This is a genomic window from Bradyrhizobium sp. MV1.5 (assembly GCF_055807615.1).
This window is the reverse complement of sequence record NZ_JBVVPL010000001.1, coordinates 411,126-423,415: the sequence shown is the minus strand read 5'-3', so window position 1 is coordinate 423,415 and position 12,290 is coordinate 411,126. Positions and strand designations below refer to the sequence as shown.

At 65.0% G+C, this 12,290-nt stretch carries 16 protein-coding genes; 10 read left to right on the top strand and 6 right to left on the bottom strand.

The window, feature by feature from the left end; genetic code table 11:
* Window positions 1-245: 245 nt before the first annotated feature.
* Both AC0L2J_RS01920 and AC0L2J_RS01915 read left to right on the top strand, forming a co-directional pair.
* Window positions 246-1,175: a glycine reductase gene (locus AC0L2J_RS01920; RefSeq protein ID WP_473386852.1), complete on the top strand. Its 930-nt coding sequence runs from the start codon at window positions 246-248 to the stop codon at window positions 1,173-1,175.
* Between the two features lie 36 nt (window positions 1,176-1,211).
* Entirely contained in the window at window positions 1,212-2,405 is a 1,194-nt protein-coding gene (locus tag AC0L2J_RS01915) for a CaiB/BaiF CoA transferase family protein (protein ID WP_473386851.1), read from the top strand.
* A 12-nt stretch (window positions 2,406-2,417) separates the two neighbouring features.
* On the opposite strand, the gene AC0L2J_RS01910 is transcribed toward AC0L2J_RS01915, so the two are convergent.
* Window positions 2,418-3,173: an SOS response-associated peptidase gene (locus AC0L2J_RS01910; RefSeq protein ID WP_473386849.1), complete on the bottom strand. Its 756-nt coding sequence runs from the start codon at window positions 3,171-3,173 to the stop codon at window positions 2,418-2,420.
* Between the two features lie 63 nt (window positions 3,174-3,236).
* On the opposite strand from AC0L2J_RS01910, the gene AC0L2J_RS01905 reads away from it, so the two are divergent.
* The 4 genes from AC0L2J_RS01905 (at window position 3,237) to AC0L2J_RS01890 (ending at window position 5,135) form a co-directional block, all read left to right on the top strand.
* The gene (locus AC0L2J_RS01905; protein ID WP_007607223.1) at window positions 3,237-3,737 is read left to right on the top strand and encodes a hypothetical protein; all 501 of its coding nucleotides are present in this window, start codon (window positions 3,237-3,239) and stop codon (window positions 3,735-3,737) included.
* 18 nt (window positions 3,738-3,755) lie between these two features.
* Complete coding sequence (locus AC0L2J_RS01900) at window positions 3,756-4,190, top strand: NUDIX hydrolase (protein WP_473386846.1); 435 nt, start codon at window positions 3,756-3,758, stop codon at window positions 4,188-4,190.
* A 47-nt stretch (window positions 4,191-4,237) separates the two neighbouring features.
* Window positions 4,238-4,615: a TIGR02301 family protein gene (locus AC0L2J_RS01895; protein WP_007607220.1), complete on the top strand. Its 378-nt coding sequence runs from the start codon at window positions 4,238-4,240 to the stop codon at window positions 4,613-4,615.
* Window positions 4,616-4,868: 253 nt separating this feature from the next.
* The gene (locus tag AC0L2J_RS01890) at window positions 4,869-5,135 is read left to right on the top strand and encodes a hypothetical protein (RefSeq protein WP_275171645.1); all 267 of its coding nucleotides are present in this window, start codon (window positions 4,869-4,871) and stop codon (window positions 5,133-5,135) included.
* Window positions 5,136-5,227: 92 nt separating this feature from the next.
* On the opposite strand, the gene AC0L2J_RS01885 is transcribed toward AC0L2J_RS01890, so the two are convergent.
* From AC0L2J_RS01885 to AC0L2J_RS01865, 5 genes are all read right to left on the bottom strand, one after another.
* The gene (locus tag AC0L2J_RS01885) at window positions 5,228-5,545 is read right to left on the bottom strand and encodes a cupredoxin domain-containing protein (protein WP_007607219.1); all 318 of its coding nucleotides are present in this window, start codon (window positions 5,543-5,545) and stop codon (window positions 5,228-5,230) included.
* A 10-nt stretch (window positions 5,546-5,555) separates the two neighbouring features.
* The gene (locus AC0L2J_RS01880) at window positions 5,556-6,089 is read right to left on the bottom strand and encodes a DUF4142 domain-containing protein (protein WP_473249409.1); all 534 of its coding nucleotides are present in this window, start codon (window positions 6,087-6,089) and stop codon (window positions 5,556-5,558) included.
* A gap of 92 nt (window positions 6,090-6,181) precedes the next feature.
* Window positions 6,182-6,886 carry an RNA polymerase sigma factor gene (locus AC0L2J_RS01875; RefSeq protein ID WP_007607217.1) on the bottom strand — a complete coding sequence of 235 codons (705 nt, stop codon included), beginning with the start codon at window positions 6,884-6,886 and terminating at the stop codon, window positions 6,182-6,184.
* A gap of 87 nt (window positions 6,887-6,973) precedes the next feature.
* On the bottom strand, window positions 6,974-7,843 hold the full coding sequence (locus AC0L2J_RS01870; RefSeq protein ID WP_473386841.1) for a sulfurtransferase: 870 nt from the start codon (window positions 7,841-7,843) through the stop codon (window positions 6,974-6,976).
* Window positions 7,844-8,017: 174 nt separating this feature from the next.
* Entirely contained in the window at window positions 8,018-9,352 is a 1,335-nt protein-coding gene (locus AC0L2J_RS01865) for a dihydroorotase (RefSeq protein WP_473386839.1), read from the bottom strand.
* 101 nt (window positions 9,353-9,453) lie between these two features.
* Here AC0L2J_RS01865 and ygfZ point away from each other — a divergent pair, with 101 nt between their 5' ends.
* From ygfZ to AC0L2J_RS01845, 4 genes are all read left to right on the top strand, one after another.
* Window positions 9,454-10,335, top strand: a complete 882-nt coding sequence (gene ygfZ, locus AC0L2J_RS01860; RefSeq protein WP_473386837.1) for a CAF17-like 4Fe-4S cluster assembly/insertion protein YgfZ — start codon at window positions 9,454-9,456, stop codon at window positions 10,333-10,335.
* A complete protein-coding gene (locus tag AC0L2J_RS01855; RefSeq protein ID WP_063993449.1) occupies window positions 10,332-10,958 on the top strand; it encodes a DNA-3-methyladenine glycosylase I in 627 nt (208 codons plus the stop codon). The genes ygfZ and AC0L2J_RS01855 overlap by 4 nt, the downstream gene beginning before the upstream one ends.
* Complete coding sequence (locus tag AC0L2J_RS01850; protein ID WP_473386833.1) at window positions 10,955-11,569, top strand: YfbR-like 5'-deoxynucleotidase; 615 nt, start codon at window positions 10,955-10,957, stop codon at window positions 11,567-11,569. Before AC0L2J_RS01855 ends, AC0L2J_RS01850 begins: the two co-directional genes overlap by 4 nt.
* 150 nt (window positions 11,570-11,719) lie before the next feature.
* Window positions 11,720-12,226, top strand: a complete 507-nt coding sequence (locus tag AC0L2J_RS01845) for a tyrosine phosphatase family protein (RefSeq protein WP_473386831.1) — start codon at window positions 11,720-11,722, stop codon at window positions 12,224-12,226.
* The last annotated feature ends 64 nt before the right edge of the window (window positions 12,227-12,290 follow it).

The following is a 12,290-nucleotide window of genomic DNA, read 5'->3' as shown; positions in this document are numbered from 1 at the left end:
TGTTTTTGGGGGGGCCCGGGGCGTTTGGGGGGTCCCGTCCCCCGTCGCCCTTTGCCTTGGGGAGAGGTACCCCTCACCCGTCTCGCCGCTGCGCGGCGAGCCACCCTCTCCCGCAAGGGGAGAGGGGAAAAAGCGGACTCGCTCTATCAGCGCTGCAATTCTGACCTGCATCGCCCCGGCCCCCCGTTGAGCTCACCCCCGACTATCTCTAGTCTGTCGCCAACAAGAACCAGGAGACGCGCCCCATGTCCGCTTCGCGCGACGACGAATTCGGCTTTGCGCCCGACTATGACGCCCCCATTCCCTATATGCAGCGCACGCGGGACTATTACGCCGCGATTGGCTACACCACGGCGTATCGCTGGGCCCACTACACCGAGGCGCCGTTCCAGCCGCTGAAGAAGCCGCTGGCGCAATCACGCGTCACCATCATCACGACGGCCGCGCCTTACGATCCCACCAAGGGCGACCAGGGACCGGGCGCGGCGTATAATGGCGGCGCCAAATTCTACCAGGTCTATGACGGCGACACGGCGAAGCAGCACGACCTTCGCATCTCGCATATCGGCTACGACCGCAAGCACACCACGGCCACCGACAACGGCACCTGGTTTCCGCTGCCGCAGCTGTTGAAGGCGAGCGCTGCGGAGCGCATCGGCGAGGTGGCCCCGCGCTTCTTCGGCGCGCCGACCAACCGCAGCCATCGCGTCACCCTCGACACCGATGCACCGGAGATTCTGGCGCGCTGCCTTGCCGACAAGGTCGATGTCGCCGTGCTGGTGCCGAACTGCCCGGTCTGCCACCAGACCACGGCGCTGGTGGCGCGGCATCTCGAGGCGAACGGCATTCCGACCGTAATCATGGGCTGCGCCAAGGACATCATCGAGCACGCCGCCGTGCCGCGCTTCCTGTTCTCGGATTTCCCGCTCGGCAACTCCGCCGGCAAGCCGCACGACATCGCCTCGCAGGCGGAGACGCTCGAGCTGGCGCTCAGACTGCTGGAGACCGCGAGCGGTCCGCAGACCACGATGCAGTCGCCGCTGCGCTGGAGCGAGGACGCCTCCTGGAAGCTCGACTACAACAACGTCGCGCAGCTCTCAGCCGAAGAGCTGGCGCGCCGCCGTGCCGAATTCGACAAGCAGAAGGAGATCGCGCGCGGCAATCGCGCCGCCTGACGTCCTCCGACAACCACAACAAAAAGGGAGAGCGACGTGACGCGACCGTTCGAGGGCGTGAAGATCCTGGACTTCACGCAAGTGCTGGCCGGCCCCTATGCGAGCTACCAGCTCGCGCTGCTGGGCGCCGACGTCATCAAGGTCGAGCGGCGCGAGGGCGAGGACATGCGCCGCACGCCGCTCTCGCGCGAATGGGCCGAGCGCGGCCTCGCGCCGGCGTTCCAGGCCATCAACGGCAACAAGCGCAGCCTGACGCTCGATCTGCAAAAGCCGGATGCGATCGCGATCGTGAAGAAGCTCGCCGCAGAGGTCGACGTGGTCATGGAGAATTTCCGCCCCGGCGTGATGGACAAGCTCGGCATCGGCTATGAGGCGCTGTCCGCGATCAATCCGAAGCTGATCTACTGCGCGGTATCAGGCTTCGGCCAGACCGGTCCGGACCGGCTGCGCCCCGGCTATGACGGCAAGATGCAGGCGCTGTCCGGCATCATGGCGATCACGGGTCATCCCGAAACCGGACCGACCCGCGCCGGCTTTGCCGTGTGTGACGTGCTGTCGGGCGCCACGGCTGCGTTCGGCGTGTCGAGCGCGCTATACCAGCGCGATCGCACCGGCAAGGGCCAGCTCATCGACGTCTCCATGCTGGAGGCGACGATGGCGTTTCTGTCGGGGCAGATCGCGGACTGGTCGGTTGCCGGCCATCGCCAGCAGCTGTCAGGCAACCAAGCCGTCAGCCGCAGGACCACGGCGAATTTGTTTAGATGCGGCGACGGTCACATCCTGCTCGCCGTCAACAACGAGAAGCAATATCGCGCGCTGATGTCGGCGCTCGGCCGTGAGGACACGCTCAGCGATCCGCGCTTTGCCGACTGGTTTGCGCGCAACGAGAACGAGCCGGCGCTGCGCACCATCATCGAACAGGCACTCGCGGCCAGGCCGGCGCGCGAATGGGAGACTATTCTGGAAGATGCCGGCGCGCCCTGCGCCAGCATCTGGAAGGTCGAGGAAGTGATCGACCATCCGCAGATCAAGGCGCGCGGCGCAATCCAGGAACTCGATACCCCCTACGGCCGCCTTCGTTTCGCCGGCAGCGGATTCAAGCTCGCGCATGGCGGCGGCAGGCTGGACCGCATGGCGCCGGAGCTGGGGGCGGATACGGACGCGGTGCTGGGCGAACTGGGATTTGACGCGGCGGAGATCGCGGGGCTGAGGGCGAGGGAGATTGTGTAGGGGCGAAGCCGCCTAAAACAACGACCCCTGCCCGTCATCGGCCGACCCGGCCGCCGCTTTCCGCACCACCTTCTTCCTCGGCGCCTCCGCCTCCATCTCTTCCGCGCTGATCGGCAGGAGCAACTGGTCGTCGTCGTTGACGACGCGGTTGACGCGGGTGGAGACCGGGTGCCAGGTGAATTCGCCGATTGGTGGCGCGGTCATCAGCGGCAACACGGCATCGACGTCATCGCTGCGGCTGTCGAGCCAGCGCTCGAAATCGCGCGGACTGATGGTGACGGGCACGCGATCATGCAGCGTGGCGAGATCCTCGCCTGCGGCCGCCGTGACGATCGCGACCGTGTCGAGTTCCTCGCCGTTCGGCCCGACCCAGGTCTCGAACAATGCGGCAAAGCCGAGCGGCGCGCCGTCGGCGCGATGAATGAAGAAGGGCTGCTTGCGGCCATCCTCCGTCTTCCATTCGTAGTAGCCGTCGGCAGGAATCAGGCCGCGCCGCCGGCGAATCGCGCGTTTGAAGGCGGGCTTCTCCAGCACCGTCTCGGAACGCGCATTAATCAGGAGCGTAAATCCCTTGGGATCCTTCACCCAGCCCGGCAACAGGCCCCAGCGCATCAGGCGAAAATGGCGCGCGCCGTTCTCGGCCAGCACGACCGGAATCGGTTGTGTCGGGGCCACATTGAACCGGGGCGGGAAGTTCGGCTGCTCGATGTAGCCGAACAGTTGCCGCAAAGCCGCGGGGGCCGAAGTTATGACGAAGCGTCCACACATCCTCGAGGGCCTATATAGGGTCCGTTCAGGTCCTTTTAACCCCGAACGTTAACACTGCGGCAGATGAGCTCAACGGTCTCCCAGCCGGCGCGAATGCATGGACAGACGGCGCCCGAGGCCGCGGCCTGGGCCGAGCGGCTGCGCGTGGCCAACATCAACCCGCGGACCGGGCTTGCCACCGACTATCTCAACCATTTCAATGAAGCCGTGATGCTGCTGGAAATGGTGCCGGACATGCCGGAATGCGCGGAAGATTTTCTGACCTGGTCGCCGCTGTCCTATGCCGAGCATTTCACCGCCTCGAATTTCAAGGCCCGGGATCTGGCGATCGAGGCCTATGAAAAGGCCGACCCGAACGTGCGCGCCCAGTTCGACCACCTCACCGACACCATGACCTCGATCCTGACGGCGGTCGGCTCGGCCATGCGCGAGGTCGAGAAGGACACGACCCGCGTTCGCCTCGCCGAGCAGGCCGCCCAGTGGGTCAAGCCGCTGATCGCGGCCTGCGGCGGCATCATCAATGGCGGCGCGGAAGCCGACATCGACACCATCATGGCGAACTAGGCCCGAGCAGGTGAAGTCATGGCTGCGATCGTTCAGCCCTCCCGTCCCCAGATCGCCGTCAGTGCCGCGATTTTTCGAGACGGCAAGGTGCTTCTGACCCGTCGCGCACGCTCGCCAGCAAAGGGGTTCTATTCGCTGCCGGGCGGCCGGGTCGAATTCGGCGAATCGCTGCACCAGGCGCTGGCGCGCGAGATCGACGAGGAGACCGGGCTCGATATCGACATCATTGGGCTCGCGGGCTGGCGCGAAGTGCTGCCGGCCGCGGCCGGCGCCGGCCACTATTTGATCATGTCCTTTGCCGCCCGCTGGGTGGCCCGGGAGCCGGTTCTCAACGACGAGCTCGACGACTACCGCTGGATCGCCCCGCAGGCCCTGGCGAGCCTTGGCGACCTCAAGCTGACCGGCGGGCTGGAAGAGGTCATCCAGTCCGCCCGCGGGCTGATCGGCCCCTGACGGCCCCGCCTTGCGTCCACGGCCCCGAGGAGGCATACACCCGGCCGATGTCGACGCGATTTCTGGCCATTTTTGCCCTGATTCTCGCCTGCGCCTCGGTGCCCACGAGGGCTCAGGACGGGGCAGCGCCGTTTGACGGCGATTTGCAGCGGCTGGCGGAGATCCTCGGCGGGCTGCACTATCTGCGCGGCATCTGCGGGTCCAACGAGGGCAACAAATGGCGCAGCGAGATGCAGGCGCTGATCGATGCCGAAACCCCCGCCGGCGAACGCCGCACCCGCATGATCGCCGGCTTCAACCGCGGCTATAACGGTTTCCAGCAGACCTACCGGAGCTGCACGCCGGCCGCGACGGTGGCGATCCGCCGCTACATCGAGGAAGGCGCGAAGATCTCGCGCGATCTCACGGCGCGTTACGCGAACTGAACTCTCCATTCGTCATTCCGGGGCGCGACAAAGTCGCGAGCCCGGAATCCATTCTTCCACCGTCTCTGCGACCAGATGGATTCCGGGCTCGCGCTTCGCGCGCCCCGGAATGACAGCGGCGGGAACCCTGTCATGGACTTTGTACACAGCCGTTAACCGTTCCTAAAGATGTGGCCTAGCGGGCGTTAACCCGCGTGCTACACCTCTCGCACAGCGCATCGCCGTGGATTGCGCCCCAGCCCTGACGAGTTTCATGAGCCATCCAGTGTCCTACGCCCCCGCACGCGCGCCGCTGCCCGATCACGAGCAGAAACAGGCCGCACTGAGCTATCTCAACGAGGCCTGGGCCGAAGCACGCCATGATGGCGTCGACGGCGACTGCCTGGCGCAGGCGAGCCTGTTCGCGGCCCTTGCCGAGCTCGTCGGCACCTATGGCGAGGACGCGGTGGCGAAGTTCGTCGAAGGCTTTCCCGGCCGAATCCGCAACGGCGAATTCTCGATCGATATCTCCAGACAGTAAGTCTTCCTCCAGGCAGTAAGCCTTGCCGAAAATGACCCCGTCACGCAGGCGGGGCCAGTTTCCGCTGCAAACGAGGATGCGCCCCCAGCCCGCTAAGGCTCGATCTTGAGCGTCGCTTTCATGTTGGGATGAAAGCGGCAGTAATAATCGATCGTGCCCGCCTTCTTCAAAACCAACGTCCCCGATTTTTTCGCCGGCAGGTTGACGTCGAAATCGCCGTTCCTGGCCGTCGCAGTGTGGGCGAAGACGTCCTTGTTGATCCATTCAATGGTGTCGCCGACCTTCGCCGAAGCGTCTTTCGGCGACACTTCGAGATTCTCCATCGTGATCTCTATGGTCGCAGCGTGCGCCGGGACGGCCAACGCCACGAGCAGGACCGCTGTCGCGATCGCGGACAATCGTCCCGGCATCATCGCCTCCCTATTTCAGCTCCGCCGCGACGTGCTCGGCGTGCTGCTGATGGCCCTGAAAGATTTTCAGGCCGGTCTGCAGCAGGCTCTTCAGTTCGGCATTGCTGGCGGACGGAATGAGCTGGGTTTCCAGCGCGCCGTTGACCGTCTTGTGGTAGGCGACCTCGTTCGCGACATAGGCCTTGTCGAACGCCGCACCGCTCAGCTTGTCGAGTTCGGCGAGCTTATCGCTCGCCTGCTTCGACAGCGCCTTGCTGGTGTCGTTGTCTTCAGGCGTGACGTTCAGCTTCTTGACCAGCGCGAGCGCCTGCTTGTTGACGGCCTCGTGGTCGCGCAGCATGTCCTCGGCAAACGCCTTCACGTCCTTGTTCCTGGCCTTCTTCTGCGCCTGCTTGGCTGCGTTGATATCGATCACGCCCGCGGTGTAGGCGATATGGGCGATCTGCGGATCGGTCGGCTTGTCGGCTGCTCTGGCGTCTTGCAGCAGCGCGGGGCTCGACAACAAAATTGCAGCGGCGATCGCCGCGCTCCAACGAACGAACATGGTTTGACACTCCTGTGGTGCCGGACGCTTTGCCGGCGCGTTGCTTCACAGGCGTTGGATGGGACTCTGGCGCGAACGTTCCCGAAAAAACTTCAGCCGCCGATGCCGAGCCGCTTCAGCACTGACACGGTCAGCCGCTCGCAGCGCCACCCGGCGAACGGGAACGCATCCATCACCACCGGACCAATCTCCTTCTCGACGTTCTCGCGCAGCATGGTCCGCGCACGGTGCAGCCGCGTCTTCACGGTCTCGGGCTTGACGCCGAGCAGCTCGGCGGTCTCCTCGATGTTCATGCCTTCCATGACGCGTGCGACGAAGACCATGCGGAAGACATGCGGCAACTCATCGATGGCGCGCTCGACGACGCGCTGGATTTCACGTTGGGCCATGGTCCTTTCCGGATCGCCTGCGGAAGAAACGGGAAATTTGATGATCTGCGCCTCGAGCATCGCTTCGGGCACCGAGCCGAGCTCGACATGCGGCCTGGCGCTTCGCGCCCGGCCAAGCGCCTCGTTGATGGCGATGCGCGACAGCCAGGTCGACAGCCCGGACTCGCCGCGGAAGCCGTCGAGATGGGTGAAGGCGCGGACATAGGTTTCCTGAACGACATCCTCGGCTTCGCTGTCGCTGCGCAGAATTCCGCGCGCCAGACGATAGAGCCTGCGGTTGTTGGCCTGCATGATCTCGCGTAACGCGGCCTCGTCACGGCCCCGCGCCCGCTCGACCAGTTCGGCTTCCAGGGTCCGGATTTCCGATGTTTTGGCGCCGGCGGATAGGCCGGCTGCGGTCCGTGGCATGGCGGTCACCTGCTCGTTTGGCTTCGTCCGGACATTGGATGCCGCCCCAAGGGAAAGGTTCCCAACTTTCTGGCCTCCCCCGGAGGCCTAATCCGTCTCGATCGACAGCGCCGGATCCCTCGCCCACTCGCCCATCGAGGCATCGTATAGCGTCAGCTTGTCGTAACCGAGCTGCGTCAGCAGCAGCAGGTCGATCGTCGCCGAGATGCCGCCACCGCAATAGCAGATCACATTCTTGTCGCGGGTGACGCCTGCCGCGGCGAATTTGGCTTCGGCATCGGCGAGCGTCGTCAGCGTCTTGTCGGAATTAGTGAGCGTTGCCGCGGGAACGTTCACGCTGCCGGGAACACGGCCGGGCCGCCCGTAGCGGCTCGGCTCGAGGCCGCGATGAAACTGCGGACCGAGCGCGTTGACGATAACAGTCGCGGGATCGCCGAGCCGCGCCTTCACTGCATTCTTGTCGACGAAGAAACCTGCGCGCGACGTGGCCTTGAAGGTCGTGGCGGGATAACCCTTCGGCGCGCCTGTTACGATCGGGCGCCCCTCGTCCTTCCATTTGTCGAGGCCGCCATCGAGCACGCGCGCATCGACGCCGAGCGAGCGCAGCATCCACCAGAACCGCGTCGACCACATCATGGTGCCGATGCTGTAGAGCACGACGGACTTGGATGCATCGAGGCCGTGGCGGCCGAAGGCGGCCTCCAACTGGGCCACATCAGGCATCATGAAGAACTGCTGCGCGGCGGCGTCGGAGAACTCGCCTTGCAGGTCGAGAAAATCAGCGCCCGGGATGTGGCCCGCCTCGAACGTCTTGTCGCCGGGCACCGCGCGATAGGGCACATCGCTGCCTGGTGGCACCGGCTCGTTGTAGGTCGTGCAGTCGTAGAGGCGCAGGTTGGGATCGCCGAGCTGGGCTGCGAGTTGCTCGGTGGTGATGAGGGGTGTCGGTTGGATCATTCACTCCTCCCTCAGCGTCGTCCTGGCGAAAGCCAGGACCCATTGCCACAGGATCAAGTTGTGGCGCACAAGCGTAGCCACCCATCTTCGCAACGAAATGCAGCCGGGGGAATGGGTCCTGGCTTTCGCCAGGACGACACCGGGTGTGCGGGACGTTTGTGTTACCTGCAATCCCTACGCCTTCAACGTCTCCAGAAACCGCACCGGCTCACCTTGCGAGGCCGTCACGAGCTCGCCCTGCCACATCACGCGGCGGCCGCGGATGAAGGTGCCTACGGGCCAGCCGGTGACGCGCAACCCGTCATAGGGGGTCCAGCCGGCCTTGGACGCGACCCATTTGTTGGTGATGGTCTCGCTGCGCTTGAGATCGACGACGGTGAAGTCGGCGTCGTAACCGGCGGCGATGCGGCCCTTGCAGGCCATGTTGTAGAGGCGCGCGGGGCCGGCGCTGGTGAGATCGACGAAACGCGCCAGCGACAACCGCCCCGCATTGACGTGGTCGAGCATGAGCGGCACCAGCGTCTGCACGCCGGTCATGCCGGAGGGCGAGGCCGGATAGGTCTTCTGTTTCTCTTCAAGCGTATGCGGGGCGTGGTCCGAGCCGAGCACGTCGATGATGCCCTGCTCGATGCCGCGCCAGATCCCGGCGCGGTGATCGGCGCCGCGCACCGGCGGGTTCATCTGCGCCAGTGTGCCGAGCCGCTCGTAGCATTCAGGCGCAACCAGCGTGAGATGATGCGGCGTCGCCTCGCAGGAGGCGACGTCCTTGTGGTCGCGCAAAAATTCGATCTCTTCCTTGGTCGAGATATGCAGCACATGGATGCGCTTGCCCGTCTCGTGCGCGAGCTTCACCAGCCGCTGCGTCGCCATCAGCGCCGCAGTCTCGTCGCGCCACACCGGGTGCGAGCGCGTGTCGCCCTCGATACGCAGCGATTTCCGGTCGTTGAGGCGATATTCGTCCTCGGCGTGGAATGCGGCGCGGCGGCGGATCACCTGGAAGATACGGCGCAGGCTTTCGTCATCCTCCACCAAGAGCGCGCCGGTCGAGGAGCCGATGAACACCTTGACGCCGGCGCAGCCCGGCGCACGCTCCAGCACCGGCAGGTCCTGCACATTCTCGCGGGTGCCGCCGATGAAGAAGGCGAAGTCGCAATGCATGCGGTGATGAGCGCGCTTCACCTTGTCGGTGAAGGTGGCCTCGGTCACGGTCAATGGCGAGGTGTTCGGCATCTCGAACACGGCGGTGACGCCGCCCATCACGGCGCTGCGCGAGCCGGTCTCGAGGTCTTCCTTCTGCTCCAGCCCGGGCTCGCGGAAATGCACCTGCGTATCCATCACGCCGGGCAGGATGTGCAGGCCCTTGCAGTCGATCACCTCCGCGGCGGAAGCCTGCGACAGCGCGCCGATCTCGGCAATGCGGCCGTTGACGACGCCGATATCGCGGGCTCCCTCGCCGTCCTGGTTGACGACAGTGCCGCCCTTGAGGATCACGTCGAAACGCTGGGTCATGGCTGAAGGCCTCTCTCGTCCCCAAGCGCAGGGCTTGAGGTCTTGTCGTTTTTGCCTTGCGGGCTTACGTTCCGGAGCAACATGTCGCAAGAGATTTTCGTATGAAATCAGCGTTTCTTCCGGACCGGGGCGTGATCAAGGTCGCGGGCGAGGATGCGCGCAACTTCCTCAATGGCCTCGTCACGACCGATGTCGACAAGCTGAAGCCGGGCCTCGGCCGATTCGGCGCGCTGCTGACGCCGCAGGGCAAGATCATCGTGGATTTTCTGATCACGGAAGCGCCTGCCGGTCATGGCGGCGGGTTCCTGATCGATTGCCCGAAGCCGCTTGCCGACGGCCTCGCCACCAAGCTGAAATTCTACAAGCTGCGGGCCAAGGTCACGGTGGAAAACCTGTCCGAGGATCTCGGCGTGCTCGCGGCCTGGGACGGCAAGCCCGCGGCCCAGCCCGATCTCGCCTTCGCCGATCCACGCAATGAAGGCCTCGGCTATCGCATCCTGATCCCTGAAGACCTCAAACAGAAGCTGTCCGATCTGATCGGCGCCGAGCTCGTCGACGCCGCCGCATACGAGGCCCACCGCATCGCGCTCGGCGTGCCGCGCGGCGGGCTCGATTTCACGTACAGCGATGCGTTCCCGCACGAGACCAACATGGACCGCCTTTCCGGCGTCGATTTCGACAAGGGCTGCTATGTCGGCCAGGAGGTCGTCTCGCGCATGCAGCATCGCGGCACTGCGCGCACCCGTAGCGTCAAGGTGCTGCTCGAGGACTCCTCGCCGGAGCCCGGCGTCAGCGTCATGGCCGGCGACAAGCCGGTCGGCACGATGGGCTCGTCGGCGCAGGGCAAGGGTATCGCGCTGGTGCGCATCGATCGCGTCGCCGATGCGCTCGATGCGGGACAGGCGTTGACTGCCGGTGGCCTCGCTGTGAGGCTGGCGGAACCTGACGTCGTCCGCATTCCAGCCAAGCAGCCCATCGCATGAGCCGCGCCCCTCGCCTGCATGCCGACGGAAAGACGCGGTGCCCCTGGCCCGGCGAAGATCCGCTTTACGTCGCCTATCACGACACCGAATGGGGCGTGCCGGAATATGACGACCGCGCGCTCTACGAGAAGCTGATCCTCGACGGTTTCCAGGCCGGCCTGTCCTGGATCACGATCCTGCGCAAGCGCGACAATTTTCGCAAAGCCTTCGACGATTTCCAGCCGGAAAAGATCGCACGCTACAACGAGAAGAAAGTTCACGCGCTGATGAACGATGCCGGTATCGTGCGCAACAAGGCCAAGATCGACGGCGCGATATCGAGCGCGAAATCCTATCTCGATATCATGGAGAAGGGCCCCGGCTTCTCGAAATTGCTGTGGGACTTCATGGACGGAAGGCCCAAGGTCAATCAGTTCAAGACCACCGCGAGCGTGCCGGCCTCGACGCCGCTCTCCATGCAGATCTCCAAGGAGCTGTCCTCGCGCGGCTTCAAGTTCGTCGGCCCGACCATCGTCTATGCCTTCATGGAGGCGACCGGCATGGTCAACGATCATCTCGTCGACTGCCATTGTCACGCGAGCTGCGGCAAGACGCAGCGCAAGCCGCGCCTCAAGTCCAAATGACGGCCAGGAAGTCGTCACGCGATGTGGCGTCCCGCGCCTGGCAGCGCATGCTGTCGGGCCGGCGGCTCGATTTGCTCGATCCCTCCCCGCTCGACATCGAGATCGCCGACGTCGCGCATGGGCTGGCGCGTGTCGCCCGCTGGAACGGCCAGACCATCGGCGCACACATCTTCTCGGTCGCGCAGCATACGCTGCTGGTCGAAACCGTGATGCGGCACGAGAACCCCCGCGTGGATCTGCGCATGCGGCTTGCCGCGCTGCTGCATGACGCGCCCGAATATGTGATCGGCGACATGATCTCGCCATTCAAGGCCGTGCTCGACGGTCATTACAAGGCGGTCGAGAAACGCCTGCTCGGCGCCATCCACATCCGCTTTGGCCTGCCGCCGGTACTGCCGGAGGAGATTACGCTGGCGATCAAGGCCGCCGATCGCGGCGCGGCCTATCTGGAGGCGACGACGCTCGCCGGCTTCAGCGAGAGCGAGGCCAGGCGCCTGTTCGGCAAGGATCCCGGCCTCTCCGACAACGTCCGGCGCGACTATCTCACCCCCTGGACGGCTGCCCGGGCTGAGAAGCAGTTTCTGGAGCGGTTTGGCGCAGTGTTTGCGTGATCGTTGTCGTGGGTTAGAGTCCTGCAGGGCGGGTAAAGGCGCCCTTGCGCCGTGCCCACCCCTTCTTCGCAAATGAGACGAAAGTGGTGGGTGCGCTTCGCTTTGCCCCCACGGCCAACGCTCGCTATAATCTGCGGAAAAAGGTCCGCCATGATCCACGTCTGTTCCCTCGCCGCCCTTCCCGAAACCGTCCGCCTCACCAAGGCCAGCCACGTGCTGACTGTGATGGCCAATGTCGAGCAGGTGGCCCGGCCGGTGTCGGTGCTGCCGGCCAACCATCTCAAGGTGTCGATGGACGACATCACCGAGGAGATGGACGGCTTCGTCGCGTCGTCGGAAACGCATATCGAGCAGGTGCTGAACTTCGTGCGCGGCTGGGACCGCGACGCGCCGCTGGTGGTGCATTGCTATGCGGGCATCAGCCGCTCCACCGCGAGTGCCTTTGCCGCCGTGTGCGCACTCAATCCGAATCGCGACGAGACCGAGATCGCGAAGAAGATCCGGGCGGCTTCCCCGATCGCCTCGCCGAACCGCCGCATCGTCGGGCTTGCCGACCGTGCGCTGGGGCGCAACGGCCGCATGCTGCGCGCACTGGACGAGATGGGACCGGGCGCGATGATGGTCGAGGGTCGCCCCTTCGTGATCGAGCTCGAATGATCGTTGCGCACCACAGCACGGGTGCGCTCCCTCTCCCGCTTGCGGGAGAGGGGTGGGGAGAGGG

Excerpts from the sequence above, each read along its gene's own strand:
- AC0L2J_RS01920 (WP_473386852.1), top strand. The coding sequence starts at position 246 with ATGTCCGCTTCGCGCGACGACGAATTCGGCTTTGCGCCCGACTATGAC.
- AC0L2J_RS01910 (WP_473386849.1), bottom strand. The coding sequence starts at position 3,173 with ATGTGTGGACGCTTCGTCATAACTTCGGCCCCCGCGGCTTTGCGGCAA.
- AC0L2J_RS01905 (WP_007607223.1), top strand. The coding sequence starts at position 3,237 with ATGAGCTCAACGGTCTCCCAGCCGGCGCGAATGCATGGACAGACGGCG.
- AC0L2J_RS01900 (WP_473386846.1), top strand. The coding sequence starts at position 3,756 with ATGGCTGCGATCGTTCAGCCCTCCCGTCCCCAGATCGCCGTCAGTGCC.
- AC0L2J_RS01895 (WP_007607220.1), top strand. The coding sequence starts at position 4,238 with ATGTCGACGCGATTTCTGGCCATTTTTGCCCTGATTCTCGCCTGCGCC.
- AC0L2J_RS01890 (WP_275171645.1), top strand. The coding sequence starts at position 4,869 with ATGAGCCATCCAGTGTCCTACGCCCCCGCACGCGCGCCGCTGCCCGAT.
- AC0L2J_RS01885 (WP_007607219.1), bottom strand. The coding sequence starts at position 5,545 with ATGCCGGGACGATTGTCCGCGATCGCGACAGCGGTCCTGCTCGTGGCG.
- AC0L2J_RS01880 (WP_473249409.1), bottom strand. The coding sequence starts at position 6,089 with ATGTTCGTTCGTTGGAGCGCGGCGATCGCCGCTGCAATTTTGTTGTCG.
- AC0L2J_RS01875 (WP_007607217.1), bottom strand. The coding sequence starts at position 6,886 with ATGCCACGGACCGCAGCCGGCCTATCCGCCGGCGCCAAAACATCGGAA.
- AC0L2J_RS01870 (WP_473386841.1), bottom strand. The coding sequence starts at position 7,843 with ATGATCCAACCGACACCCCTCATCACCACCGAGCAACTCGCAGCCCAG.
- AC0L2J_RS01865 (WP_473386839.1), bottom strand. The coding sequence starts at position 9,352 with ATGACCCAGCGTTTCGACGTGATCCTCAAGGGCGGCACTGTCGTCAAC.
- ygfZ (WP_473386837.1), top strand. The coding sequence starts at position 9,454 with ATGAAATCAGCGTTTCTTCCGGACCGGGGCGTGATCAAGGTCGCGGGC.
- AC0L2J_RS01855 (WP_063993449.1), top strand. The coding sequence starts at position 10,332 with ATGAGCCGCGCCCCTCGCCTGCATGCCGACGGAAAGACGCGGTGCCCC.
- AC0L2J_RS01850 (WP_473386833.1), top strand. The coding sequence starts at position 10,955 with ATGACGGCCAGGAAGTCGTCACGCGATGTGGCGTCCCGCGCCTGGCAG.
- AC0L2J_RS01845 (WP_473386831.1), top strand. The coding sequence starts at position 11,720 with ATGATCCACGTCTGTTCCCTCGCCGCCCTTCCCGAAACCGTCCGCCTC.